24 protein-coding genes are annotated in these 22,098 nt (G+C 72.5%); 11 read left to right on the plus strand and 13 right to left on the minus strand.

Annotated elements, in window-relative coordinates; genetic code table 11:
• Positions 1–151 precede the first annotated feature (151 nt).
• From LG395_RS34345 to LG395_RS34355, 3 genes are all read left to right on the plus strand, one after another.
• Positions 152–1,375 (plus strand): PP2C family protein-serine/threonine phosphatase, encoded by a 1,224-nt coding sequence (locus tag LG395_RS34345; protein ID WP_225812705.1) that lies wholly within the window; start codon positions 152–154, stop codon positions 1,373–1,375.
• A 123-nt stretch (positions 1,376–1,498) separates the two neighbouring features.
• On the plus strand, positions 1,499–1,762 hold the full coding sequence (locus LG395_RS34350; protein ID WP_225812604.1) for a hypothetical protein: 264 nt from the start codon (positions 1,499–1,501) through the stop codon (positions 1,760–1,762).
• A 183-nt stretch (positions 1,763–1,945) separates the two neighbouring features.
• Positions 1,946–2,158: a hypothetical protein gene (locus LG395_RS34355; protein WP_225812606.1), complete on the plus strand. Its 213-nt coding sequence runs from the start codon at positions 1,946–1,948 to the stop codon at positions 2,156–2,158.
• A 105-nt stretch (positions 2,159–2,263) separates the two neighbouring features.
• On the opposite strand, the gene LG395_RS34360 is transcribed toward LG395_RS34355, so the two are convergent.
• Positions 2,264–3,253 carry a CU044_5270 family protein gene (locus LG395_RS34360; protein WP_225812607.1) on the minus strand — a complete coding sequence of 330 codons (990 nt, stop codon included), beginning with the start codon at positions 3,251–3,253 and terminating at the stop codon, positions 2,264–2,266.
• Complete coding sequence (locus LG395_RS34365; protein WP_308071477.1) at positions 3,246–4,019, minus strand: RNA polymerase sigma factor; 774 nt, start codon at positions 4,017–4,019, stop codon at positions 3,246–3,248. Before LG395_RS34365 ends, LG395_RS34360 begins: the two co-directional genes overlap by 8 nt.
• On the opposite strand from LG395_RS34365, the gene LG395_RS34370 reads away from it, so the two are divergent.
• The 3 genes from LG395_RS34370 to LG395_RS34380 all read left to right on the plus strand — a co-directional run bounded on the left by LG395_RS34370 (position 3,934) and on the right by LG395_RS34380 (position 6,666).
• Positions 3,934–5,211, plus strand: coding sequence for an MFS transporter (locus LG395_RS34370; protein ID WP_225812609.1), 1,278 nt, complete (start codon positions 3,934–3,936; stop codon positions 5,209–5,211). The genes LG395_RS34365 and LG395_RS34370 overlap by 86 nt on opposite strands.
• Positions 5,212–5,350: 139 nt before the next feature.
• Complete coding sequence (locus LG395_RS34375; RefSeq protein WP_225812610.1) at positions 5,351–6,235, plus strand: GNAT family N-acetyltransferase; 885 nt, start codon at positions 5,351–5,353, stop codon at positions 6,233–6,235.
• Between the two features lie 17 nt (positions 6,236–6,252).
• Positions 6,253–6,666, plus strand: coding sequence for a hypothetical protein (locus tag LG395_RS34380; RefSeq protein WP_225812611.1), 414 nt, complete (start codon positions 6,253–6,255; stop codon positions 6,664–6,666).
• A 200-nt stretch (positions 6,667–6,866) separates the two neighbouring features.
• On the opposite strand, the gene LG395_RS34385 is transcribed toward LG395_RS34380, so the two are convergent.
• Positions 6,867–7,508, minus strand: a complete 642-nt coding sequence (locus LG395_RS34385) for a TetR/AcrR family transcriptional regulator (protein ID WP_225812612.1) — start codon at positions 7,506–7,508, stop codon at positions 6,867–6,869.
• A 165-nt stretch (positions 7,509–7,673) separates the two neighbouring features.
• On the opposite strand from LG395_RS34385, the gene LG395_RS34390 reads away from it, so the two are divergent.
• Positions 7,674–8,636 carry a zinc-dependent alcohol dehydrogenase family protein gene (locus LG395_RS34390; protein WP_225812613.1) on the plus strand — a complete coding sequence of 321 codons (963 nt, stop codon included), beginning with the start codon at positions 7,674–7,676 and terminating at the stop codon, positions 8,634–8,636.
• Positions 8,637–8,730: 94 nt separating this feature from the next.
• Here LG395_RS34390 and LG395_RS34395 read toward each other — a convergent pair whose 3' ends face one another.
• The 4 genes from LG395_RS34395 to LG395_RS34410 form a co-directional block, all read right to left on the minus strand.
• Positions 8,731–9,726, minus strand: coding sequence for a YdcF family protein (locus tag LG395_RS34395; RefSeq protein WP_225812615.1), 996 nt, complete (start codon positions 9,724–9,726; stop codon positions 8,731–8,733).
• A 265-nt stretch (positions 9,727–9,991) separates the two neighbouring features.
• On the minus strand, positions 9,992–11,092 hold the full coding sequence (locus LG395_RS34400; protein ID WP_225812617.1) for a CU044_5270 family protein: 1,101 nt from the start codon (positions 11,090–11,092) through the stop codon (positions 9,992–9,994).
• Positions 11,089–11,808 (minus strand): RNA polymerase sigma factor, encoded by a 720-nt coding sequence (locus LG395_RS34405; protein ID WP_225812618.1) that lies wholly within the window; start codon positions 11,806–11,808, stop codon positions 11,089–11,091. The genes LG395_RS34400 and LG395_RS34405 overlap by 4 nt, the downstream gene beginning before the upstream one ends.
• 111 nt (positions 11,809–11,919) lie before the next feature.
• Complete coding sequence (locus tag LG395_RS34410) at positions 11,920–12,093, minus strand: VanZ family protein (RefSeq protein WP_225812620.1); 174 nt, start codon at positions 12,091–12,093, stop codon at positions 11,920–11,922.
• Between the two features lie 95 nt (positions 12,094–12,188).
• Here LG395_RS34410 and LG395_RS34415 point away from each other — a divergent pair, with 95 nt between their 5' ends.
• Positions 12,189–12,590: a hypothetical protein gene (locus LG395_RS34415; RefSeq protein WP_225812622.1), complete on the plus strand. Its 402-nt coding sequence runs from the start codon at positions 12,189–12,191 to the stop codon at positions 12,588–12,590.
• Between the two features lie 85 nt (positions 12,591–12,675).
• Here LG395_RS34415 and LG395_RS34420 read toward each other — a convergent pair whose 3' ends face one another.
• Complete coding sequence (locus LG395_RS34420; RefSeq protein ID WP_225812624.1) at positions 12,676–13,506, minus strand: alpha/beta fold hydrolase; 831 nt, start codon at positions 13,504–13,506, stop codon at positions 12,676–12,678.
• An 899-nt stretch (positions 13,507–14,405) separates the two neighbouring features.
• Here LG395_RS34420 and egtA point away from each other — a divergent pair.
• Complete coding sequence (gene egtA / locus LG395_RS34425) at positions 14,406–15,689, plus strand: ergothioneine biosynthesis glutamate--cysteine ligase EgtA (protein WP_225812626.1); 1,284 nt, start codon at positions 14,406–14,408, stop codon at positions 15,687–15,689.
• A 404-nt stretch (positions 15,690–16,093) separates the two neighbouring features.
• On the opposite strand, the gene LG395_RS34435 is transcribed toward egtA, so the two are convergent.
• Complete coding sequence (locus LG395_RS34435; RefSeq protein ID WP_225812627.1) at positions 16,094–16,486, minus strand: winged helix-turn-helix transcriptional regulator; 393 nt, start codon at positions 16,484–16,486, stop codon at positions 16,094–16,096.
• 151 nt (positions 16,487–16,637) lie between these two features.
• Here LG395_RS34435 and LG395_RS34440 point away from each other — a divergent pair, with 151 nt between their 5' ends.
• Positions 16,638–17,360 (plus strand): alpha/beta fold hydrolase, encoded by a 723-nt coding sequence (locus LG395_RS34440; protein ID WP_225812628.1) that lies wholly within the window; start codon positions 16,638–16,640, stop codon positions 17,358–17,360.
• A 31-nt stretch (positions 17,361–17,391) separates the two neighbouring features.
• Here LG395_RS34440 and metX read toward each other — a convergent pair whose 3' ends face one another.
• The 4 genes from metX to LG395_RS34460 all read right to left on the minus strand — a co-directional run bounded on the left by metX (position 17,392) and on the right by LG395_RS34460 (position 21,386).
• Positions 17,392–18,540: a homoserine O-acetyltransferase MetX gene (metX, locus tag LG395_RS34445; protein ID WP_225812707.1), complete on the minus strand. Its 1,149-nt coding sequence runs from the start codon at positions 18,538–18,540 to the stop codon at positions 17,392–17,394.
• Positions 18,537–19,898 (minus strand): bifunctional o-acetylhomoserine/o-acetylserine sulfhydrylase, encoded by a 1,362-nt coding sequence (locus LG395_RS34450; protein WP_225812629.1) that lies wholly within the window; start codon positions 19,896–19,898, stop codon positions 18,537–18,539. The genes metX and LG395_RS34450 overlap by 4 nt, the downstream gene beginning before the upstream one ends.
• 814 nt (positions 19,899–20,712) lie before the next feature.
• The gene (locus tag LG395_RS34455; protein ID WP_225812630.1) at positions 20,713–21,096 is read right to left on the minus strand and encodes a fic family toxin-antitoxin system, toxin component; all 384 of its coding nucleotides are present in this window, start codon (positions 21,094–21,096) and stop codon (positions 20,713–20,715) included.
• Positions 21,093–21,386 (minus strand): type II toxin -antitoxin system TacA 1-like antitoxin, encoded by a 294-nt coding sequence (locus tag LG395_RS34460; protein ID WP_225812631.1) that lies wholly within the window; start codon positions 21,384–21,386, stop codon positions 21,093–21,095. The genes LG395_RS34455 and LG395_RS34460 overlap by 4 nt, the downstream gene beginning before the upstream one ends.
• Before the next feature lie 298 nt (positions 21,387–21,684).
• Between LG395_RS34460 and LG395_RS34465 the strand changes: the two genes are divergently transcribed.
• Positions 21,685–21,888 carry a hypothetical protein gene (locus LG395_RS34465; protein WP_225812632.1) on the plus strand — a complete coding sequence of 68 codons (204 nt, stop codon included), beginning with the start codon at positions 21,685–21,687 and terminating at the stop codon, positions 21,886–21,888.
• Positions 21,889–22,098: the final 210 nt, after the last annotated feature.

Below are 22,098 nucleotides of genomic sequence, written 5' to 3' on the forward strand. Positions count from 1 at the left end.
TCTGAAGAGGCTAAAGCGCACGTTACGTAATAATCCAGCCAAAAGCCGGTGAACTGAATCACAAGCGGTGATCCGTTTTCACGGGTGCGTTCTCGTCGGGTATCGGCTCCCGCTGGGGGCGTGGGAGGACGGGATCGGTGTGAGACTGGGCATGGAAGGGGTGATCCCCGTGCCGGACCCACCACACGCGCCCTCCGGTCCCGGCCCCGCCGAAGAGGAGAACCGGTGGGAACAGCTGATCACCGAGGCGCAAACGGCCCTGCCGGTCGAACTGCCCGAGCTGGCCGACCGATGCGCCGCGGCACTGGGCCTGGGCACCGCTCTGATCTACCTCGTGGACCTGCAACAGCGGCTGCTCGTCCCCCTCGACGAAGCCCTGGAACCGCTTCTGGTGGACGGCTCGTCGGCCGGCTGGGCCTACCGCACCATCTCCCCGCGGGTGGTCGACGCCGACGACGGCTTGATCGTCTGGATGCCCATGGTCGACGGTGCGGAGCGGCTCGGCGTGCTCGCGGTGCGCGTCGCCTCGCTCGACGGCGTTCTGATGCGCCGCGGCCGCATGATGGCGCGTCTGTTCGCCATGATCATCACGTCCAAGCGCGCCTACAGCGACTGGCTCGCCGCCCGCACCCGCACCGCGCCCATGGGGTTGCCCGCCGAGATGGTGCGCGCCTTCCTGCCACCCCGCACCATCGGCAGCAGCAGGTGCGTCTCCACCGCGGTCCTGGAACCGGCGTACGGCATCGCCGGCGACGCGTTCGACCACTCGGTGGTCAAGAACACGCTGCACACGATGATCCTCGACGGGATGGGGCACGATCTGATCGCCGGCCTGACCACGTCGGTCGCCATGGCGGCGGCGCGGAACACCCGCCGCGGCGGCGGCGACCTGGCCGACATCGTCGGCTCCGTCGACCAGGCGCTCGCCCAGTGGCTGCCCGACCACTTCTGCACCGGCGTGCTGTGCCGCCTCGACGCGGAGAGCGGGCTGCTGCGCTGGGTCAACTGCGGTCATCCGCCACCGCTGCTGATCCGGAAGGAGCGGGTGCTCGCCGGGGCGCTCGACAGTTCCCCGCAACCGCCGCTCGGCCTCGCCGGCCCACTCGCGCCGGCGGCCCGGCAGATCCACGAGACGAAACTGGAACCGGACGACTGCGTTCTGCTCTACACCGACGGTGTCGTGGAGGCCCGGGACACCGACGGCGCCGAGTTCGGCCTCGACCGGTTCACCGAATTCATCATCCACTCCAACATCGCCGGCCAGCGCCCGGCCGAGGTGCTGCGGCTGCTCATCCACGCCATCTTCGACTACCAGCGCAACCAGCTGCGCGACGACGCGACCATCCTGCTCTTCGAATGGCAGCCGGGGCCCTGAGGGCCGGCCCGTGAGGAACCGCATCGCCCTGGTGCCCTGACGGAACGGTCACCCGGCGGGGGCGCTCCGCCGGCTCGCACCACGTTCACCGTTCCGTACCGCCCGCCGCGTCGTTGAACCGGTATGAGCTGTCATACGAACCCCGACGACCACGGCGCGCGGGCCGCCCAGTGCACGCCGCCCACCAGCATGCGGATCAACGCGCTGCTCCGGGATCTCGGCGAAGAGCACCCCGGCGACGAGGAGATCATCGGCTGGGAGTTCGATGACGAGCTGCGGTCTGCCTGGGGGGACGGGGAGCCGTGGGCGGTGGAGTACGTGGCCTGGCGGACCGTGAACGCCGACCCGGCCGGCACCCCGTTCGAAGAGGACGTCATCGGCTTGTAGCGGGGGCCGGGCGGGATCGGACCGGCGACCGCGCGACTGCGGCCAACTCCGCGATCGCGGACGCCTGTTGGACTCGGGAGCCCGCGTCTGCCGGCCTCGTCTCAGGGTAGGCGGTGGGTGCGGGCCGCGCAGCGCGACCGGACCGGAGAGTCCTGCGGGCTCACGTATCACCAGGAGGTCGGTATGGGGATCGGCCGCGGGATCGAGAACGTCGAGGACGGTACGCGCGGTCATCCCCGGGGCAGCTTGATCACGGCGTTTCTCGCCGTCTACCTGCTCATCGGCGTCGTGATGACCGTGACCGGCGCGTCGGTCAGGCAGGCGTGGCCGGCGCCGCTGCCCGTGCTGCTCGTGGTCGGAGCCGGCATCGGTACGACCCGAGCCCGCCGCAGGTGACGCGCTCCGTCGCAGCGGAGTCGAAGGCCGGTACGAGCACCTGGACCGGCGCCGTTGCCCGGGTCCGGACCCTCCGACCCCCGACCAGGCACCGCCGTGGCCGGTTCACGCAAGCCGCTCGGACGTCACGAAGGTGACGTATCCGATCACGGAGTACGGCTCGACGTTGAGCTTGCCGGTGTCGTTCAGGATCTGTTCCTCGTCGGCGAGCAGGTTCCCGGTCCGGGGATCGAAGACGAGCGTTCGCTTGCCGGGCAGGCCGCCGGAGCGGTCGGTGAGGGAGAACGCCTCGCCTGTACGGCCCGCCCGGTCCTCGACCGTGCCCGCGTGGACCACGCCTTTGGTGTCCGCCAGGACGCGCAGGAGCGCTGCTCGCTGCGCGGGTGAGAACACGTGGTCCTGGAAGCGTTCGGGCACGACTTCGAACAGCAGGCCAGGCCCCAGGTCCTGGCCGTGTGCCAGCCACTTCCGCATCCCCTTCTCGGTGGGCGGCGGCTCGCTCACCGACGACGCCCCGCCGGAGCCGGAGGCGGTCCGCGGGGACCGACCGACCGCGCCGGCGTCCTCCCACACCTGGCGCTGGTCACTGTTGCGGACGGCAGGAGACAGGGTCCTGGTCTTCCAGCGCGTCGAACCGTCGGGCTTCTGCCACGTCTCCCGGCGCTCCGGGATGACAGCCGACGTCACCTGGACGCCATCGACCCGCGTGGACAGGGACCATGAGTCGCAGACGAAGTGCTCGGTCCTCCAGACCGCGGGCCTGTCGTCCGGCAGCCGCCCGACCCGGTCCGCGATGCTCTTGAGCGCGTCAGCCGCCGGGCGGTTGCTTCGGTGGTACGTCAGCGGCGCCGGAGTCGCAGCGAGGGCGGGCTGGGAGGCCGTACCGAACGGGTCGGCCACCGTGAAGGCGACGGCCGCCGCGGTGGCCGACGCGGCGGCGGCGAACCACCAGCGCAGGGCCGGCCGCGACGAGGGACGCGGCGCGGCGACAGCGTGTCGTGGCGTGGCGAGGAGGTCCTCCAGGCGCGATCCGTCGGCAGGTCGCCCTTCCGGCACGGGATTCATCCCGCGCAGGGACCGGTAGAGATCACGCATCCGCTCCTCCGAGGATCGTGGAGGCCCGCCGAGCCGGGCCGTGCTGGACGAGGCCGAGGTGATGCCGTAGCCGGGCGCGGGCGCGGTGCAGGCGGACGTGGAAGGCCGCGGTGGAACAGCCCACGACCTTCGCGGCCTGGCGCGCTGGCAGTTCCTCCCACAGTGCCAGGCGCAGCACCTCGCGGTCGGCCTCGCTCAGCGCTTCGAAGGCCGCGGCCACGGCGAGCTGCCCCGCCACTCCCTCCGCCGGGTCGGCCGCGTGCCCGTGCGGCTGACGCGCCACCTCTTCGACCAGGTCCGCACGGCGCCGTTCAGCCCGGTACGCGTTGGCCAGGGTCCGGCGAGCCGTGGCGTACAGCCAGGGCAGGACCGCCCTGCGCGGTATCTCGTCCAGCCGGCGCCATGCGGTCAAGAAGACCTCGGCGACCACGTCGTCACTCGCCGGCGAGCCACCCAGCCGGCGCCGCACGTACGCGTCCACGGCCGGATGATGTTCTCGGTACAGCGCGGTGAAGCGCTGTTCGTCACATGGGTTCACATCCCCTCCGCCCCCGTATGTGTGCAGCCGGGAGCGATCCTTACAGGGAAGCTCGCGAACCGTGGCCGGGCTCTGTTCACCCGCGTCCGGCGCGGCGTCCTCGTGCACTAGGGTGCTCGCTGCGCCGAGTCCGAGGGGGACCATGGAAACCGCCGACGCGTCACCGACACCGATCAGCAGTCCGTTCAGGATCGCGGCCTTCCGGCGGTTCGTGTCGGCCAACCTCATCTCGGCGACCGGCTCCGCGATGGCCCCTCTGGCCCTGGCCTACTCCGTCATCGAGCAGGGCGGGGGAGCGGGGTCCCTCGGTCTGGTGCTCGCCACGAACACCGTCCCCACGATCGTGTTCCTGCTCGCCGGCGGTGTGTTCGCGGACCGCCTGTCCCGCAGCCGGCTTCTCTTCGCGGGGAACCTGCTGGCGGCGGGCGCGCAGGGTGCGCTGGCCGTCACCGTGGCCACCGGACATGCGACGACGGTGTCGATCGCGGCATGCGGTTTCGTTGCGGGGACGGCGGCGTCGTTCATCGTGCCGGCCGCGCAGGGCGCCGTCGCGCAGATCGTTCCCCAAGAGCACCTGCAGCAGGCGAACGCGTTGCTCAGGCTGCCGGGCAACGCGGTCAAGGTGCTGGGTCCGGTCGTCGGCGGTGCCGTCGTCGCCGCCAGCGGCGCGGCATGGGCGCTGGCCTGGGACGCGGTCACGTTCGCCGCCGCGGCCGTCCTGCTTCTCGGACTGCGTCTGGACGCGCCGCTCGCCACACCGGGCGGTGTCCTGAGCGACCTGCGGGCGGGCTGGTCGGGCTTCTGGGCGCGGACCTGGCTGTGGACCTACACGGTCGCCGGCTCCGTCCTCGTCGCGGCCTGGCTGGCGGGCTTCCAGCTCCTCGGTCCGCTCGTGGCCGCGCGGCAGTACGCGGGAGCACGCGACTGGGGGCTGATCCAGGCGGCGTTCACGTGCGGCCTGCTGGCAGGGACTCTCGTCTGCCTGCGCTGGAAGCCGTACCGGCTGCTCACGGTGGCGGTCTGCGCGGGCGGTGCGCTCGCGCTCCCCCTGGCAGCCATGGCCCGCACACTGCCGCTGCCTCTCGTCCTGCTGACCACCGCACTGGCCGGCGTCGGGCTCGACATCGCGATCGTCGCCTGGACCACCGCGTTCCAACAGCGCGTGCCCCAGGCGGAACAGGGCCGGATGAGCGCCTACAACGGCGTCGGGGAGCGCCTCGCCATCCCGGTCGGTTACCTCGTCACGGCCCTCGCGGCGCACTCATGGAGCAACCAGGCCGTGCTGCTGACCTGCGCGGGGTTGATCGCTGCGGCGACCATCCTCAACCTCTGCGTCCCGGACGTGTACCGCGTCAACCGCCTGACCCCGGACGACCGGCCGCAGGCCGCGGACGGCCGGCGCACGGTGGATCAGGCGTAGTGGGCGCGGCGCCGGCGCCGCGCCCGTACCGTGGCGACCGGGGCCTCCGCCCGGCGCCACCCGACCACCGGCCCCCGCGCTGCCGCAACGCTTGGCTCATTACGAGGACTTCACGCCTCCACGTCCGGGACCATGAGGCATGAGCCCGCATCACTGGCACCTCACCCAGGACGTCGACGAGTTCCTCGCCCGAGCCGGGGACTTCCTGCGCTCGCGCCCCGCCCTGCACAACACGCCGCTGACGGACATCGAGACTCTGCGGAAGCGTCATGCGGCCGGCCACGACGCCGACGCCTCCGTCTTCGGCCGGCTCGAGTCAGGAGGCGAAGTCCACGCGATCTTCTATCTCACCCCGCAGGGACGTCTGGGTCTCACCCCCCTCTCCGCCGGCCAGGCGGACGCCCTCGCCGCTCGCCTGGCCGGCCTCGGCCACTCGCCCGCCAAGGTGATCGCCGACCACGACACCGCGGGTGCCTTCGCCGGGGCATGGCAGCGGCACACGAGCGCGGTACCGGTACCGTTCTGGCGGACACACCTCTACCGCCTCGGCACGCTCACCCCGCCGCCGCGCCCGGAGGGCCGGGGCCGTAGCACGGGCGAGCGGGACCGTGAGCAGGTCGTGCGCTGGTGCCGGGAGTTCTGCGTCGACGTGGGGGAGCAGTCCTCCATCGACCTGATCGACGCCGGCGCCTGGGACGAATCGCGTTTCGGCGACAGGCACTTCACGTTCTGGGAGGCCCCGGACGGCACCCCCGTCTCCATGGCGGCCGCGACCTCGATCGTCGGCGGCATGGTACGGGTGGACCCCGTCTACACCCCGGCCCATCTGCGGGGCCGCGGCTACGCGGGCGCCGTGACGGCCGAGACGAGCCGGGCGGCGCTGGCCGCCGGCGCGACGGACGTCGTCCTGTTCACGGATCCGGACAACCCCACGAGCAATGCCCTCTACCAGCGCATCGGGTACGTCCGCATCGCCGACTTCGCCGGGTACAGACTCTCCCAGGGCGCACCGCGAGCCCGATGAGAGACCCCCATCACGCGATGAACACCCGCATCACCGCCGTCGTCCTCGTCGCGGCATCCGCGCTCGCGCTCACCGCCTGTTCGACCAGCAGCGAATCCGGCACCAGGACCGCCCCGAGCCCGAAGGCGTCGAAGACTCCCAGCCCCGAGCGGAGCGCCGCCGAGAGGACCGGCGGCATCCCGCCCACGCCCACCGGCGCCAAGCGCGAGGCGCTGCTCCGGGCGCTCGCCGCGGCCAACCCGGACATCGTGAAGTACGAGGACAAGGCCATCGAAGCGGCCCGCAACCAGTGCGGCGCCATCAGCCAGGAGGCGCAGCGGATGGACTGGGCGGCGTCCCAGCGCTTCACCTACAAGGACGTCACCACCACCGAGACGCAGGGCAAGCAGATCAACGAGGCGCTCAGGGGCCTCGGCTTCTGCAAGGCCTGACCCACACCGCGCCCAGGCCTGACCCACACCGCGCCCAGGCCCGGCCCACCGCGCCCAGGCCCGGCCCACCGCGCCCAGGCCCGGCCCACCGCGTCCAGGCCCGGCCCACCGCGGCCGAGCCTTTCGCGTGCCCGTGAGGAGGCACCTGCTGCGACGTACACGTGGGACGCGGACACCTCCACACGCACCCGGTCCCACGGTCACGGCGGGCCGGGCGAGTGCGTGAGTCGCGGAGGGGGTGCCGGCAGCGGCGCGGGCGCGGCCGTCTCCGGTGCGGCGCGGAACGCCTCGATCACGTAGGCGGCGAAGCGGCGGGAGGCCGTGAGCCGGTCGGCGCGCGGGGTGTCCTGGAGGCCCCGGTGGGCCATGAGCATGAGGATCAGGTCGTCGACGACGAAGCCGGGGCGCAGTCGGCCGTCCCGCTGGGCACGGCGGGCCAGTTCGCCGACCGCGATCAGTGTCCGCTCCCGGTCGCCGGCGAAGTCCATGGCGTCGGGGAAGGCCGTCATGAAGGCGTCGGCGAACCCCCGGCTGTGCGCGTGGAGTTCGCAGATCCGCTCGATCAGGCTCCGGAATCCGTGCCATGGATCCGGGTCCGCGAGGGCGTCGCGGACGGCCGCATGGCAGGCCCGGCGCTGCTCGGCGAAGGTCTCCGCGATCAGCTCCCGCTTGGTCGGGAAGTGCCGGTACAGCGTGGCGGGGCCGACGGCCGCATGCCGGGCGACCTCGCGCATGGTCGCGCTCAGGCCCTCCTCGCCGAACACCGCGCGGGCGGCGTCCAGGATGCGGACCCGGTTGTCGCGGGCGTCGGAACGCACGGTACGAGGCAAAGGGCCGGTCATGGTCTCTCACTTTAGCCAAGCGGACGGGGGCGTCCGTTACGGTCCGATGACGTGCTGCCGCCCCGTCCGCGCACGTCACCGGTGCCGGCCCGGCTGTGGGGGGCCGGCTGGAGGCACACGGCCGGGGCAGCCGCGAACCGTCCTACACCGACCCGAGGAGCAGAGATGAGAGCCGTCGTGATCAGGGCGTTCGGAGACCCCGGTGGCCTGGAGGTCGTCGACGTGCCCGAGCCCGTACCCGCCCCGGGGCAGGTGCGGATCGCCACGGAGGCGATCGGGGTGGGCGGCGTGGACGCGCTGATCCGCCGGGGAACGCTGGGCGCCTACGGCTTCCGGGAGGGTCATCTCCTCGGCAGCGAGGTCGCGGGCAGGGTCACCGCGGTGGGGGAGGGGGTGGACGCCTCGTGGACCGGGCGCCGGGTGTGGGCGTTCACCGGCCTGTCCGGCGGGTACGCCGAGCAGGCCGTCGCCGCGGTCGAGGACGTCCTCGCGCTCCCGGACGGCCTGACCGGTGCCGACGCGGTGACCCTCGGCGGCTCCGGGGTGGTCGCGCACTTCGCCCTGGACCGGGCCCGCTTCACGCCCGGCGAGACGGTGCTCGTGCGCGGCGCGGCGGGCAGCATCGGCATCACCGCGGTCCAGCTCGCGGCCGGGGACGGCGCGAGCGCGGTGGCGGTCACCGCCTCCTCGGCGGAGCGCGGCGCCCGCCTGCGGGACCTGGGCGCGACGCATGTCCTCGACCGCTCCGGCGAGAGCGGCACGGACGCTCCGGCGGGTTTCGACGTGGTCATCGATGTCGTGGGCGGTCCCCGACTCCCCTTCTTCCTGGACAAGTTGAACCCCAACGGGCGGTACGTGGCCGTCGGTGTCGTCGGCGGGCAGCCGCCGGCGGACTTCGGCATGCGGCTGATGGACGCCTTCCGCAGGTCGTTGTCGTTCGCCACCTTCAGCTCCGACACCGTGCCCGGCCCCGACCGGCAGGCCGTACGGTCGTCCCAGTTCGCCGATGCCGCGCACGGGAACCTGCGGACCGTCGTGCACGAGGTACTGCCCCTGGGGCAGGCGGCGCGGGCACACCGCGCGATGGACGCGGGGGAGGTGTTCGGCAGGGTCGTGCTGACGCCCTGAAGCGGGCGGAAACGCAACGCCGTCACCGGTTCGCCGGCGCGACGGCCGGGACGTCGTCCTGAGGGGTTGCTCCCCGGCCGGCCTCTTGCGCGCCTCACAGGAGGATCAGCCGGCAGGCCGACGCCAGGAGCGCACAGACCGTGAGGTGGATCCACCGGTGGTGCAGGACGACGGCGGCGAACTCCCGCATGGTCGCGCTGGGCCGGAAGTAGGAGGCCGTGGGTGAGCCCAGGACGTGGGCGTCGACGCCCACCTTCCGGGCGATCATCGCGGCCCGGAAGGCATGGAAGTCGTTGGTCACGATCACGCAGCGGTAGCCGCTGCCGCGCTCGTCCATGAGGGCCTTGCTGTTGCGGAGGTTCTCCTCGGTGGTGGCGGACCGCGCCTCACGCAGCAGGCTCCCGGCCGGTACGCCGCGTGCCGCCAGGTAGTCGGCCATCGCCTGCGCCTCGGCGACGGCCTCGTCCGGCCCTCGCCCGCCGGATGTGATCAGGACGGGCTCGCCGCCCCCGGCCACCTGGTCCTCGAAGACCGCGTGCGCGCGGTCGAGCCGCCCGGCGAGCAAGGGCGGCACCCGGTCACCGCCGGTCAGACCGGACCCGAGGACGACGATGTAGTCGAGGCCGGACGGCGCGGCCAGGCGGCTGTACGCGTAGCCGTACACGGTGAAACAGACGAAGAGGAAGACGAAGTAGGCGGTGAGCACCGCCGCGATGACGACGGCCGTGGCCAGCGCGTGCAGCTCCGTCACGAACGCCGCCACGGTCAGCAGCAGGAGCGACAGGAGGCCGACACCCGCGACGAACGTCAGGAGGTTGGCCGGGCTGCTGCCCTCCTTGCGCACCATCCGCACCCCGTTGCCGATCAGCAGGCAGCACAGCAGCAGCACGGCCAGCCCCTCCAGGACGGGGCTGGCCAGCCAGGTGTCGTCCAGGGCGTGCCGGTACACCAGCAGGTCACGCCCGTGGGCCACCGCCATCAGTGTGAGGAACACACCGAGCAGCACGGCGTTCGCGAAGCGCCTCGCGTCGGCGATGACACCGATGACGAACAGCAGCAGCACGACGGCCACCAATAGGTCGATCAGCACCCTGGACTTCCTCCGTGGGCCGGGGCCCGAGGGAGGGCACCGGCATGGTCGGGGACGGCCGTCAGATGGCCGCCCAGAGCTCCTTGTCGCCGTAGCGGTGGATGTTGAAACGCACGGATGCACGGACGCACGGATGCACGGACGCACGGATGCACGGATTACGGACGCACGATGCACTGCCGCTCCGCGTCCACAGCGCGGCCGGGAAAGTCAGGAGCTGCCCCCGAGCGTCGGTCAGGAAGCAGCTCCGTACTTGCGCGGGGTGTCAGCTGGTGCGTGCGGGGACCTGCTTGACGTCGTCGACGATGGCTCGCTGCAGGACGGCGCTGGTGAAGAGCACGGTCCCGGGCTTGACGAGTTCCTCGGCGCCCCGGCCCCGCTTCACCTGGACGGATCGCTGGCCCAGGAAGACGTGGGTCGTCCTGTCGAAGATCCATTCCTCTCGCTCGCCGCTCGTCTCGTCCAGCCGCGCGACCGCCACGCCGTGCCGGCCGACCGCGTCGACGGCGTCGTTCACGGTCACGACGCCGGGTATCCGGGCCGCGGCCTTGAACAGCGCCTTGGTGAGGGCGGCCGGGGGGTAGCTCTCGCCGAGCAGGTCGCCGATCGTGGTGAACGCCTCCTGGTCCGGCGAGTTGCCCTGCCCCCTGGTCTCGTCGTAGATCTTCGCGAGGAGGGCGCCGGGATCGGTGGGCAGCTTGGCGAGGTAGTCGTACGAGGGGTGGTTCAGGCCGGCGACGGGGGTGTTGCCCTGTTCGTCGGGGAGGCTGAGGGTCTCCCCTTCGGGGCTGTCGTTGACGGCCGGGTCGATCAGCCACCCCTTGGTCCCGTCGGGCGAGTACCACACCTGGCGCCTGTGCAGGGCATGGCTGGCGAGGCTGACCCTGCCGTCGACGTTCTTCACGAACGTGTCGGCCGCCTTGGACTCGATGTACACGTACTGGCCCGCCTTGAGGACGGGGTGGTCGTCCTTGGCCGCCACGAGGGAGACCTGGTCGAGCAGACGGCCCACCCCGTTCGGGCTGGCGGCGCCGATCCGCGTCGTCAGGGCCGGTCCGGTGGCGAGCCGGCGGGGTCCGTCCCCGTTGCCGTCGCCGCCGGTCAGCGCCGTGCCGACGATGACGGCCGCGGCCACGGCGGCGGCCAGGGCGGGCAGTGCGATCGCCGGGCGGACGAGCCGGAACCGGCGCGCCTTCTCGGGGCGTGGGGAAATCTCCTGCGTGCGCTGTGCCTGCTCGATGTGTGCCATCAGACGCTCCCTGTGGTGCTCGTGGCGGCCCGGAGGCAGGTCGCGCGCGGTCCGGGACAGCAGCCGTGCGGCTTCCTCCCACTCACCCGGGCCGGGCCGGGACGTGTTCGCGCTCATCGGTTTCCTTCCTGTGCGGGCCGGACGGTGTCGATCCGATCACCAGGTATCTGTCGGCCGGCGTCCCCGGCTTCCCGTCTGCCGCGACTTCTTTCCGGCCGTTGCGCCGGTCCGGCGCGCGTTGGGCGCGGAGCGGGGCTCCTCCCGTCGCCGGTGACGGCCGCCGGCGGACCGGAGGGCCGGGCCAGTTCGGCGTCCGCGAGGGAGCGCAGCTTCCGGCGGGCCCGGGACAGCCGGGAGGCGACCGTGCCCACGGGAATGCCGAGCGCCTTCGCCGCGGCCTCGTAGTCGAGCCCTTCCCCCACGCACAGGGCGATGACCTCCCGCTCGGGTCTGCGCAGGGAGGCGAGCGCCCGGAGGGCCACGGCCAGCTCGCGCTGGTCGTCGATCTGCTCGGTCACCTCCTCCGCGTGGTCCGGCACGTTCAGTTCCGCGGCCGCGGTGGCGAGGGCCGCTCGCCGGTAACTGCGGTTGCTGCGGTACTGGTTGCGTGCGGTGTTGGTGGCGATGCCGAGCAACCAAGGCCGCAGCGAGCCGCCTTCGGAGTCGATCCTGTGGCGAAGCCGCCAGGCCTCCATGAAGGTGGTGGCCATGACGTCCTCGGCCGTCGACCAGTCGGCGGTCAGACGGAAAGCGTGGTGGTACACGCCGCGGGCGTAACTGTCGAACAACTCGGCGAACGCGGCTGGTTCCCCCGCCCGTAGCCGGGCACGCATGTCAATGCTCACCTCTGGGACCTGTCGGATGCTCGGCTCCACTTCCCGTGACGTGCGTCACATGCAGGGCGGAAAGGGAGGGGTCGACGCCTCGGTACGGGCCGAAGGACTCTATCCAGCGAGGAGGTGACCGAAGAGGCCGCCCAGCGTGTTGGCGAGCAGGCCGTCGACGTCGACGGCGCGACCGTCGTGGAACAGCACGTACGACCGCGGGAAGTGGCGGAGTCGATACGCGGTGACCTCACCGGTCCGGCACATGCCCAGGTCAGGTGGGTCGTAGGACAAACGTGGCCGCCGTGGCCGTGCGGCCAGAAGTGGCGGGCGGCGCGTCCCGGCGCCAGCCTGGGAGGGTCCACCGAGCGACAGGACGGGAGACACACATGACCTCCGTACTCCGGGACCACTGCCTTCGTACGCTCGGCGCCGGTGCCCTCTCCGTCGCGCTGCTCTCCGGCGGGACGACCGGAGCCCTGGCCGCCGGCCCGAGCCCCGGCACGACGGCGTCGATCACCGTGAAGGCAGACAAGACCGAGGTGAAGGCCGGGGACAAGGTGACGTTCACCGGCCGCACGAAGGGCCTGAAGGTCGGTTCCCCGCTCGTGCTCCAGCACGAGAAGTCCGGCAAGTGGATCCCGCTGAGGGCGACCGCCAAGGTCAAGAAGGGCAGCTCCTACGCCCTGATCGCCAAGCTCAACACCAAGGGCGCCGAGCATCTGCGGATCGCGGGCGTGAGCGGGTCCGAGAAGGTCTACTCGCCCACCGTGGCGGTCAAGGTGAAGTGAGCTCCACACCAGGGGCACTCGGCGGCCTGGCATCCGTGGAGGATGCCAGGCCGGGGCTCGGTCATCGGCGCGGGCCCGTCCGGCCTCAGCTCTCCACGAAGGCGAGGATGTCGGCGTTGAGGACCTCGGGGTGCGTCGACAGCATCCCGTGGGGGTACCCCTCGTAGCTCTTGAGCGTGCCGTTCCTGAGCAGCTCGGCGGACTTCGGGCCCGAGTCGGCGTACGGCACGACCTGGTCGTCCGTGCCGTGCATCACGAGGACGGGGACGTCGATCTTCTTGAGGTCCTCGGTGAAGTCGGTTTCCGAGAAGGCCTTGATGCACTCGTAGTGGGCGTTCGCCGCGCCCATCATGCCCTGCCACCACCACCGGTCGATCAGTCCCTGGGACACCTCGGCCCCGGGCCGGTTGAAGCCGTAGAAGGGCCCGGCGGGGACATCGATGAAGAACTGGGCCCGGTTGGCGGCGAGGGCCGCACGGAATCCGTCGAAGACCTCGATCGGGGTGCCCTCGGGGTTGCCGTCCTTCTTCACCATGACCGGCGGGACGGCCGCGACGAGCACCGCCTTGGAGACCCGGCCGGGCTTCGCCTGCGCCACGTAGCGCGTGACCTCGCCACCGCCGGTGGAGTGCCCGACGTGCACGGCCCCCCGCAGGTCCAGGGCGTCGGTCAGCACGTTGACGTCGGCGACGTAGGTGTCCATGTCGTGGCCGGTCGCGGGCTGGCTGGACCGCCCGTGTCCGCGCCGGTCGTGGGCGATGACCCGGTACCCCTTGGAGAGGAAGAACAGCAACTGGGCGTCCCAGTCGTCGGAGGCCAGCGGCCAGCCGTGGTGGAAGACGATCGGCTGGGCGTCCCGCGGGCCCCAGTCCTTGTAGAAGATGACGGTGCCGTCCGGCGTGGTGACTGTACTCATCGCTGGTTCCCCTGCTGTGGCGGATGTTCAGTTGTGCGTCGTACGGGTCGGGCCGCGCCCGGGTGAACGCGGTGCACCGGCCGACCCTGGCCGCGCGCGAGCATCTTCTCGGACCGGACCGCTTCCGGCCGTCATGCCACCCGCGCCGCGCCCGGTTTCGTCTGGTTGCTTCGACCGCCTGGGCGATGACGTCCCCTGCCTCGTCGGGGACGACGAGGCAGGGCGGGAGCGGCCCGGAGGACGAGGCCGCCGGGAACCGGCCGGCAGTGGGCGGGCGGCGGCCCGCTCGCCTTCGTCGTCCGGCTCGGCCCCCAGCGGCGCCGTCGCTGCCAGGACCCGCGAGCCCGGCACGATCCGAACGGGAGGCTCCGGGGCGCAGGCACGCGCGTACGGGGGCGCGGGCTCGGGCTCACAGCGGTGTCGGCGTCGGTGGGGCCGGCCCTGACCGGGTCCTCTTCGGGCCGTGGCCAGGGGGACGGCGGCCAGGACGGCAGCGCCGGGGCGGTCGCAGCAGCTCCAGCCAGGACCACGGCGGTTCGACGCCGGGCGGCGACGGCTCGCACGGCAGCGCCCCGCACAGCGGCTCGTCGAACGACACGTCCGGCGACTCGCACGGCTCCGGGACGAGCGCCGGTGGCAGCGGCGGCAGTTCACAGCCCACCTCCACGGCGCCCCCAGTGTGCCCGTCGGCGGCTCGGGGCGCGCGCGGACATGAATCGGTCACTGCGCGGTCGATCCGGGAGCCGCTGCCGTCCGGTGACGGCCCGACAGGTGCCACTCGTCCGGGAGGCGCGCTTGTCAGGACAGGGTCCGGCAGCGGACTCTTGCAGCAGGCACGGCGGTACGCGTACCGGACGTCGGATCCCCGACGGCCCTGAGGCGGCTCGGGAGGCTCCCGGATGTTCGTTCCACCGGAGTGCGGGGTCGATGGCCCTGCCCTCACCGAACACCAGGCGGAGGCGCTGGTCGAGGGGGTCTGCTTCAGAACCGGCCCGCCGCGCAGCGTCGGGGTCGAGGTGGAATGGCTGGTCCACCAGGAGCGCGCGCCGCACGGCCTGGTGGCCCGGGAACGGCTGGAAGAGGTCCACGCCGTACTGCGGACCCTGCCGCTGACGTCCGGTCTCAGCGTCGAGCCCGGCGGCCAGGTGGAGCTGAGCTCCCGGCCCGCCCCGTCGCTGACCGGGTGCGTCGCGGACGTCGCGGCCGACCTGGAGGCCGTACGCGCCGTGCTGCGCGAGCACGGCCTGACCCTGGCCGGCATGGGCGTGGACCCCTGGAACCCGCCGCGCCGGTTCCTGCGGGAGCCACGTTACGACGCCATGGAGGCCTGCCTCGACCGCACGGGCCCCGCCGGGCGAGCCCTGATGTGCACCTCGGCCTCCGTACAGGTGTGCCTCGACGCCGGACGCGAGGAACCCGGCGTCATGGGATTCGCGCGCCGCTGGTGGCTGGCACACCACCTGGGCGCAGTCCTGGTCGCGGCGTTCGCGAACTCGCCCGTGGCCGGAGGCCGGCCCACGGGCTGGCTGTCGACGCGGCAACTGATGTGGACGGAACTCGACCCCGGTCGGGCCGGAGGTCCCTCCCCGGCCCACGACCCACGCCGCGCCTGGGTCCGGCGGGTCCTCGACGCCCCCGTGATGTGCGTACGGCGCGACGACGGCCCCTGGGAGGTACCGGAGGGACTGAGTTTTCGCGAATGGACCCGCTCGCGCACCAGGCGCCCCCCGACCCCGGCGGACCTCGACTACCACATCACCACGCTGTTTCCGCCCGTCAGGCCACGGGGGCACCTGGAACTGCGCATGATCGACGCGCAGCCCGGCGACGACGGGTGGATCGTGCCGCTTGCGGTGGTCACGGCCCTGTTCGACGACCCGGGCGCCGCCACCATCGCGAACGGGGCGGTGGAACCCCTGGCCGAGCGGGCCGCCGGGGCCCCGGCGCCGCACAATCCGCTGTGGAGGGACGCGGCGCGCCACGGGCTCGCCGACCCGGACCTGAAGCGCGCCGCCGTGACCTGCTTCGCCGCGGCCCTGGACGCCCTGCCCCGGCTGGGGGCGAGCACCAGGATCGTGGACGCGGTCGCGGCGTACGCCGACCGCTACGTCCGCCGCGGCCGCAGCCCGGCAGACGACGTGCTGACCGGCAACGGGGCCGTGGCGCGCCCGCTGTGCCGATGAGCGAGCGCGCGGACACACCGGCGTCCGGCGCGTGATGCCGGGTCCGGTGCACGGCGGTCCTCCCGTGCGACCGTGGCAGTCGCGGGGGCGTGCGTGCCGCGCTGGACCCCGACCAGCAGGCCGCGGCCGGGGTCACGCCGGGCCTGGTGCGGCTGTCGGCCGGCATCGAGGGCGTAGACGACCTGATCGCCGGCCTGGAAGCGGCCCTGGGAGCAGCCGCCGTAGGAAACCCACCGCACATGCCGGAAGGTGCCCGGTCCGCCCCGCGTCACGGCACCTCCGGCTCGCCGCCACCACGGTCCCCGCCGGCCCGGCCGCGACCGTCGGCGGCCACATCCTGGTGTTCGCCCAACCGCCCGGCACCGTCGGCGATTTCGCCGGCCCGCGATCCGGACGAAGGGCCCCTAAGCGGATGGCGCGTCGGGGCGGGCGTCGTACGCGGCGCGGGCGGCGTCGATGTCCGCCAGGTGCGCGATGCTCCACTCCAGCAGGGGTGCGGTGGCCTGCCGGAGGGTCTTGCCCATCGGCGTGAGTTCGTAGCTGACGTGCGGCGGCATGACGTTGCGGACGGTGCGTGTGAGGATTCCGTCGCGTTCCAGGCCGCGCAGGGTGACGGTGAGCATGCGCTGGCTGATTCCGTCGATCGCCCGCTTGAGTTCGGTGAAGCGGCGCGGTCCCTGGCTGAGGTTGCGCACGACCAGCAACGACCACTTGTCACCGACGATGTCGAGTACTTCGCGGGTCCGGCACGGGTCCTCCTGCCGGCCCGGCCGTTTCGCGCCGCCCGCTGTGCTCATGGTGACCTCCAGGGAACCGGGGCACGGAAATGTGCCTTATTGCTCGGGGCGCCGCAGGTGCACCACGATGATGTCGGTTCTCAAAGAGTACCGAGGCACGAAAAGGAACCGCAGGTTCCCGCGCCTCCGCGCCCCGGAGAGGAAGACTGGCATGTCGACATTCCTGCTGGTACACGGTGCCTGGCACAGCGGCCGCTGCTGGGAGCGGGTGGTCCCGCTGCTGGAGTCGGCCGGACACCGGGTGTACACGCCCTCGCTGACCGGCTACGGCGACAAGGCACACCTGCTCAGTCCCACGGTGGGGCTCGACACACACGTCGAGGACGTCGTCAAGCTGATCCACGAGGAGGACCTGACCGACGTGGTCCTCGTGGGGCACAGCTACGCGGGACTGGTCATCTCATCCGTGGCCAACGAACTCCCGGAGCGGATCGCGCAGTTGGTGTATCTGGACGCGATGGTCCCCGAGCACGGAGAGACCGCCGTCGACGTCCAGCCCCTCACCCGGCACCTGATCGACCAGGCCGCGCGGTCCGGCAGCGGCTGGCGCGTTCCGCCGCTGCCGGAGATGCCCGCGCCCCACGGTCTGTTCGGGGTCACCGACCCGGTGGACGTCGCGTGGCTGCGCGCGATGCTCTCCGACCATCCGGTGCGCTGCCTCAGGCAACCGGTCCGGCTGGACAATCCGGCGACGGAGTCGATTCCCCGTGCGCACATCCACTGCACCGGCGCGCAACCGGAAGGCATCACGCGCAGGCCCGTCCCCGCGACACAGCCCAATGGTTCTCCGGCACGGGTGTGGGAACTGCCGACCGGGCACGACTGCATGGTCACCATGCCGGCGGAGCTGACCGGCCTCCTGCTCCAGCTCTGATCAGAGCTCCACGGCCGGCCACCGAAGACCGTCACCGAGGGACGAGTCCGCGTACCAGCGCGGCGACCTGGTCCACTTCGATCAGGAAACCGTCGTGACCGTAGGGGGATTCGATCACCCGGAGGTGATCCCCCGTGCCGATCCCGGCGGCCAGCTCCGCCTGCTGGGCGAGGGGATACAGTCGGTCCGAGCGCACCCCCGCGACCAGCGTCCTCGCCGTGACACGGCGCAGAGCGGCGCGCGTACCACCGCGACCACGGCCGATGTCGTGCGTGTTCATGGCCTCCGCCAGCACGACGTAACTGCCGGCGTCGAAACGGCGCACCAGCTTGGCGGCATGATGGTCGAGATACGACTCCACCTGGTACCGGCCGCCGTACCAAGGGTCCTCCGTGCCCTGGGGCGCGCGGCCGAAGCGGATCTGCAGCTCCGTCTCGCTGCGGTACGTGACGTGGGCGATACGGCGGGCCAGGCCGAGCCCCACGTGCGGACCCCGGCCCGTGTCGTGATAGTCGCCGCCGTGCCAGTGCGGGTCGCCCCGGATGGCGTGGAGCTGGATGCCGGCCCAGGCGATCTGCTCCGCGCTCGCCGCGGCCGTGGTGGCGAGCAGGAGCAGTGCGCTCGTGCGCTCCGGGTACGACACCGCCCACTCCAGGGCACGCATGCCGCCCATGGAGCCGCCGACCACCAGGGCCCAGCGGTCGATGCCGAGCGCGTCGGCCAGGCCGGCTTCCGCGGCGACCTGGTCCCGCTGTGTCAGCGCGGGGAAGGCGCCGCCCCAGCACCGCCCGTCGGGACGCGTCGAGGACGGTCCGGTACTGCCCTGGCAGCCGCCCAGCACATTGGGAGCGACGACGAACCACCGGTCGGTGTCCAGGGCCAGACCGGGCCCGACGAGCCCGTCCCACCAGCCGGGGGTGGGGTGGCCGGGCCCGGCCGGTCCGGCCACATGACTGTCGCCGGTGAGCGCGTGGAGCACCAGTACGGCGTTGGAGCGGTCCGGCGCCAGACGACCCCAGGTCTCGAACGCCAGCCGGACACCGGGCAGTTCGCCCCCCGCTTCCAACGGCAGCGGCTTCTCCCGCACGTGCCACTGGCGGCGACCCGGAGGGTCCCCCTCCCGCCAGGCCCCGGAGGGCGGCGGGAGGGGGATCTCGGAGGTCGCCGGTACGGCGCTCAGGACGCGCCCTTCGCCGCGCGGAAGCCCGCCTCCAGGTCCGCCTTGAGGTCGGCGAGGTTCTCGATGCCGACCGACAGCCGCACCAGACCGGGGGAGGCGCCGGTCGCCGCCAGCTGCTCCTCGTCCAGCTGGCTGTGGGTGGTGGACGCCGGATGGATGATGAGACTGCGGACGTCGCCGATGTTGGCGAGGTGGCTGAACAGCTCCACGGCGTCGACGAACCGCTTGCCCGCCTCGGCCCCGTCCCGCAGTTCGAAGGCCAGCACCGCGCCGGCGCCGCGCGGCAGATAGCGCTGCCCCGCCTCGTACCAGCGGTTGGACTCCAGCCCCGGGTAGTGGACGGCGGCGACCTCGTCGCGCTGTTCCAGCCATTCGGCCAGGGCCTGCGCGTTGGCGGAGTGCCGTTCGACACGCAGGCTGAGCGTCTCCACGCCTTGCAGCAGCAGGAAGGCCGAGTGCGGGGAGAGCGCGGGGCCGATGTCGCGGAGCAGCTGCACGCGCAGTTTGACGGCGAAGGCACCAGGGCCGAGCGCGGGCCAGTACCGCAGGCCGTGGTAACTGGGGTCCGGTTCGCTGAAGTCGGGGAAGCGCTCGGTGTGCGCCCCGAAGTCGAACGTACCGCCGTCGACGACGACGCCGGCGATGGTGGTGCCGTGCCCGCCGAGGAACTTGGTCGCGGAGTGGACGACGATGTCGGCGCCGTGCTCGATCGGCCGCAGCAGATACGGGGTCGGCACGGTGTTGTCCACGATCAGCGGGACGCCCGCCGCGTGGGCGGCGTCGGCCACCGCGCGTACGTCGAGGACGTTGCCGCGCGGATTGCCGAGCGTCTCGGCGAACAGGGCCTTCGTGTTCGGCCGGATCGCCGCGCGCCAGGCTTCGAGGTCGTCCGGGTCGTCGACGAAGGACACCTCGATGCCGAACCTGGGCAGGGTGTGGCGGAACAGGTTGTACGTGCCGCCGTACAGGGACGTGCTGGAGACGATGTGGTCGCCCGCGCTCGCCAGGGTCAGGACGGCGAGGGTCTCCGCGGCCTGCCCGGAGGCCACCGCCACCGCGGCCACGCCGCCCTCGAGCGCGGCGATCCGCTGCTCGAAGACGTCCTGGGTCGGGTTGTGGATACGGGTGTAGATGTTGCCCGGCTCGGCGAGCGAGAAGAGGTCGGCGGCGTGCTGGGTGTCGCGGAAGACGAACGAGGTGGTCTGGTAGATCGGCACCGCCCGCGCCCCGGTCGTCGGATCCGGCGCGGCGCCGGCGTGGATCTGCTTGGTCTCGAACGACCAGGCCGAGGTGTCGGGACCCGCTGGCGCGTCCTCGGGGGTGTGGCCGGCGGTGACGGAATCGAGCGGCTGGCTCATGGTTCTCCCTTGTGCGGGGCGTTCGGGGTACGTGAAGAGACCGCGCGGCTGCGGCCCGTGCCGGAAGAGGGCAGGGCGGAGGACGGTGCGGTGCGGAGGTGAGGAGAGGGAATCAGATGCCGGAGCGCGGCGTCAGCTCACGGCGCGACAACACACGGTGGTGACACGCACGTAGTCAACGTGGCGGCGAGTCACGAACCCGGTCATGGGCTCAGGTAACCACAGATGGTGACGGCACGCCAGTAGGAGACCGTTGCCACGCGCGCCGCCGAGTCCTGGCCGGCGCGCCGAAGAACGTCATCCGGACGCGACGCGCTGAACGCGGCGCACGTAGGGGATGCGTCCGTGGGGGAGGGGTTCGGCTCATGACGAACAGGCGTGGTGTGCACGGCGGTTGGAGACGGCGGCGCTCCCGCTCACCCGGAAGGGCGCGGGCGTGCCGGGCGCGGCGGAGCCGGACGACGACTTCGGTTCCGCCACCGCCACCGCCACCGCCACCGCCACCGCCACGGCCACGGCCACAGCCACAGCCACCGCCACCGCCGGGGCAGCGGGAAGCGCCCGGCATCCGGCACCGGCCTGCCGGCGGCCACCGCGGGCGCGTACCACGGCCTGGACGTCGCGGCGCTGAGCACCGGCCCCGGGCACCGGCCCCGGTCGGGGACCGAGGCGCTCGTCGCCCGGTACGAGCCCGATGCGTCCGGCGGCTACGGGCTCCTCGGAGCCCTTCGAGCGGAACCCTCCGGCAGACCCCCGGATCCGCCGGCGAAGCCCGGGAAAGCGCCGCGGTGTCGCCGCCCTGGCCGCGTCGCGGTCAGACGGTCCAGGACCGCAGCCGGCGGCCGATCAGGCCGACCCCCGCCGCGCCGGACGCGGCGTCCCGCACCAGGGCGACGGCCTCTTTGGGCGGGTAGTCGAGCCGGTGCCCGTGCAGGGCCAGGTAGGCCTCGGTGGAGTGCCAGGCGAAGGCCTCGTTGGAGTGCTCCAGACAGGGCAGCTTCACCAGTGTCTGGAGCAGCGCGGCTGCCTTGAGGTACACCGAGCCGTAGACGTCGCGTTCCATCGCCCTGGCGTTGACCCGGCCGGCCGCCGCGTAGAGCGGCCCGTAGTCGTCCACCTGGGGATCACCGGGCAGCAGCTCGGCGGCGTGCAGCAGGAAGGCGACGTCCAGCGGGTGGAGCGGTTCGTTCGGTGTCACGCCGCGTGACCCCGCTCCTGCTGTTCCTCGAGTTCACGCCGCGCCTGAAGCTCCGCCTCCCGCTGCTGCGCACCGGAGCCGGCCGCGCCGGCCTCCTCGGCGAACGCGTCACCGCTGTGCGACATCGACGCCCTGAACGCCTCGAGGAAGCGGTCCTCCACCGCGGTGGCCCGGGCGTAGGCAGCCGAGAGGATGTATTCCTGCAGGCTGACGCCTTCGTGCTTGGCGGCGGCCTCGATCGCGGCGCGCTGGGCTGGATCGGGGAAGCGCAGGTTCATGGCCTTGGTCATGGTACCGATGGTACCGTCGGTACCATGGCTCGGGACAGCCCCGGTCCGGGACCGCGGTCCGGCGCGTGGCACGCCTGACGGCGGGCGCGGCCGCGGCCGGAGTCCTGTGCGCGCAGGCAGGGCCTTCCGTGCCCGTACCGAGGAGGCGGGGACGCGTCTGTCTCCCGCGCAGGCCGGCGTTGTCAGCGCCACACCTTAGGGTGTCGGACATGGCCCGCTCCCGGACACGACTCGTCGACCGGCGCCTGTGATCACCCCGCCGCCCTGCCCCGCCCAGCTGAGAAGAGCAGACACCGCCGTGTTCCACGAGACCCCCATCTACAGCCGCCTCATCGCCGAACGCGGCGACATCCCCGCCCTGGTGCGCGGTGAAGCCGACCGCATACACCACGACCTGGCACGCGTGATGCGCCTGCCCGCACCGCACAACGCCCTCGGCCCCGGGGTTCCGCACGCCGTCCGGCACGCTCAGGGACACGGAAGGCCGACCAGCGCGTCGTAGCCACGGCAGGCGGCGGCGGGGGCGGCGACAGGGAGCGGTCACGCCTGTCAGGAACGCGCGGAACAAGTGATGCACGAGCGAGTTTCCCGAGCGTACGGGCGCCGGACTTGCCGCGGGACGCGCGCTGGACCCTGCTGAGAGACTGGCGCCGCACCACGATCCGGGCCCCGGGACCGCGGTACACCCGCCGCACACTCGGACCAAGACGTT

Origin of the sequence: Streptomyces spinosus, from assembly GCF_020400655.1 — a bacterium.
Lineage (GTDB): Bacteria > Actinomycetota > Actinomycetes > Streptomycetales > Streptomycetaceae > Streptomyces > Streptomyces argyrophylli.

Excerpts from the sequence above, each read along its gene's own strand:
- LG395_RS34355 (WP_225812606.1), top strand. The coding sequence starts at position 1,946 with ATGGGGATCGGCCGCGGGATCGAGAACGTCGAGGACGGTACGCGCGGT.
- LG395_RS34360 (WP_225812607.1), bottom strand. The coding sequence starts at position 3,253 with ATGCGTGATCTCTACCGGTCCCTGCGCGGGATGAATCCCGTGCCGGAA.
- LG395_RS34420 (WP_225812624.1), bottom strand. The coding sequence starts at position 13,506 with ATGAGTACAGTCACCACGCCGGACGGCACCGTCATCTTCTACAAGGAC.
- LG395_RS34345 (WP_225812705.1), top strand. The coding sequence starts at position 152 with ATGGAAGGGGTGATCCCCGTGCCGGACCCACCACACGCGCCCTCCGGT.
- LG395_RS34405 (WP_225812618.1), bottom strand. The coding sequence starts at position 11,808 with ATGCGTGCCCGGCTACGGGCGGGGGAACCAGCCGCGTTCGCCGAGTTG.
- LG395_RS34460 (WP_225812631.1), bottom strand. The coding sequence starts at position 21,386 with ATGACCAAGGCCATGAACCTGCGCTTCCCCGATCCAGCCCAGCGCGCC.
- LG395_RS34450 (WP_225812629.1), bottom strand. The coding sequence starts at position 19,898 with ATGAGCCAGCCGCTCGATTCCGTCACCGCCGGCCACACCCCCGAGGAC.
- LG395_RS34390 (WP_225812613.1), top strand. The coding sequence starts at position 7,674 with ATGAGAGCCGTCGTGATCAGGGCGTTCGGAGACCCCGGTGGCCTGGAG.
- LG395_RS34415 (WP_225812622.1), top strand. The coding sequence starts at position 12,189 with ATGACCTCCGTACTCCGGGACCACTGCCTTCGTACGCTCGGCGCCGGT.
- LG395_RS34385 (WP_225812612.1), bottom strand. The coding sequence starts at position 7,508 with ATGACCGGCCCTTTGCCTCGTACCGTGCGTTCCGACGCCCGCGACAAC.
- LG395_RS34375 (WP_225812610.1), top strand. The coding sequence starts at position 5,351 with ATGAGCCCGCATCACTGGCACCTCACCCAGGACGTCGACGAGTTCCTC.
- LG395_RS34440 (WP_225812628.1), top strand. The coding sequence starts at position 16,638 with ATGTCGACATTCCTGCTGGTACACGGTGCCTGGCACAGCGGCCGCTGC.
- egtA (WP_225812626.1), top strand. The coding sequence starts at position 14,406 with ATGTTCGTTCCACCGGAGTGCGGGGTCGATGGCCCTGCCCTCACCGAA.
- LG395_RS34435 (WP_225812627.1), bottom strand. The coding sequence starts at position 16,486 with ATGAGCACAGCGGGCGGCGCGAAACGGCCGGGCCGGCAGGAGGACCCG.
- LG395_RS34400 (WP_225812617.1), bottom strand. The coding sequence starts at position 11,092 with ATGAGCGCGAACACGTCCCGGCCCGGCCCGGGTGAGTGGGAGGAAGCC.
- LG395_RS34350 (WP_225812604.1), top strand. The coding sequence starts at position 1,499 with ATGAGCTGTCATACGAACCCCGACGACCACGGCGCGCGGGCCGCCCAG.
- LG395_RS34365 (WP_308071477.1), bottom strand. The coding sequence starts at position 4,019 with ATGAGGTTGGCCGACACGAACCGCCGGAAGGCCGCGATCCTGAACGGA.
- LG395_RS34380 (WP_225812611.1), top strand. The coding sequence starts at position 6,253 with ATGAACACCCGCATCACCGCCGTCGTCCTCGTCGCGGCATCCGCGCTC.
- LG395_RS34370 (WP_225812609.1), top strand. The coding sequence starts at position 3,934 with ATGGAAACCGCCGACGCGTCACCGACACCGATCAGCAGTCCGTTCAGG.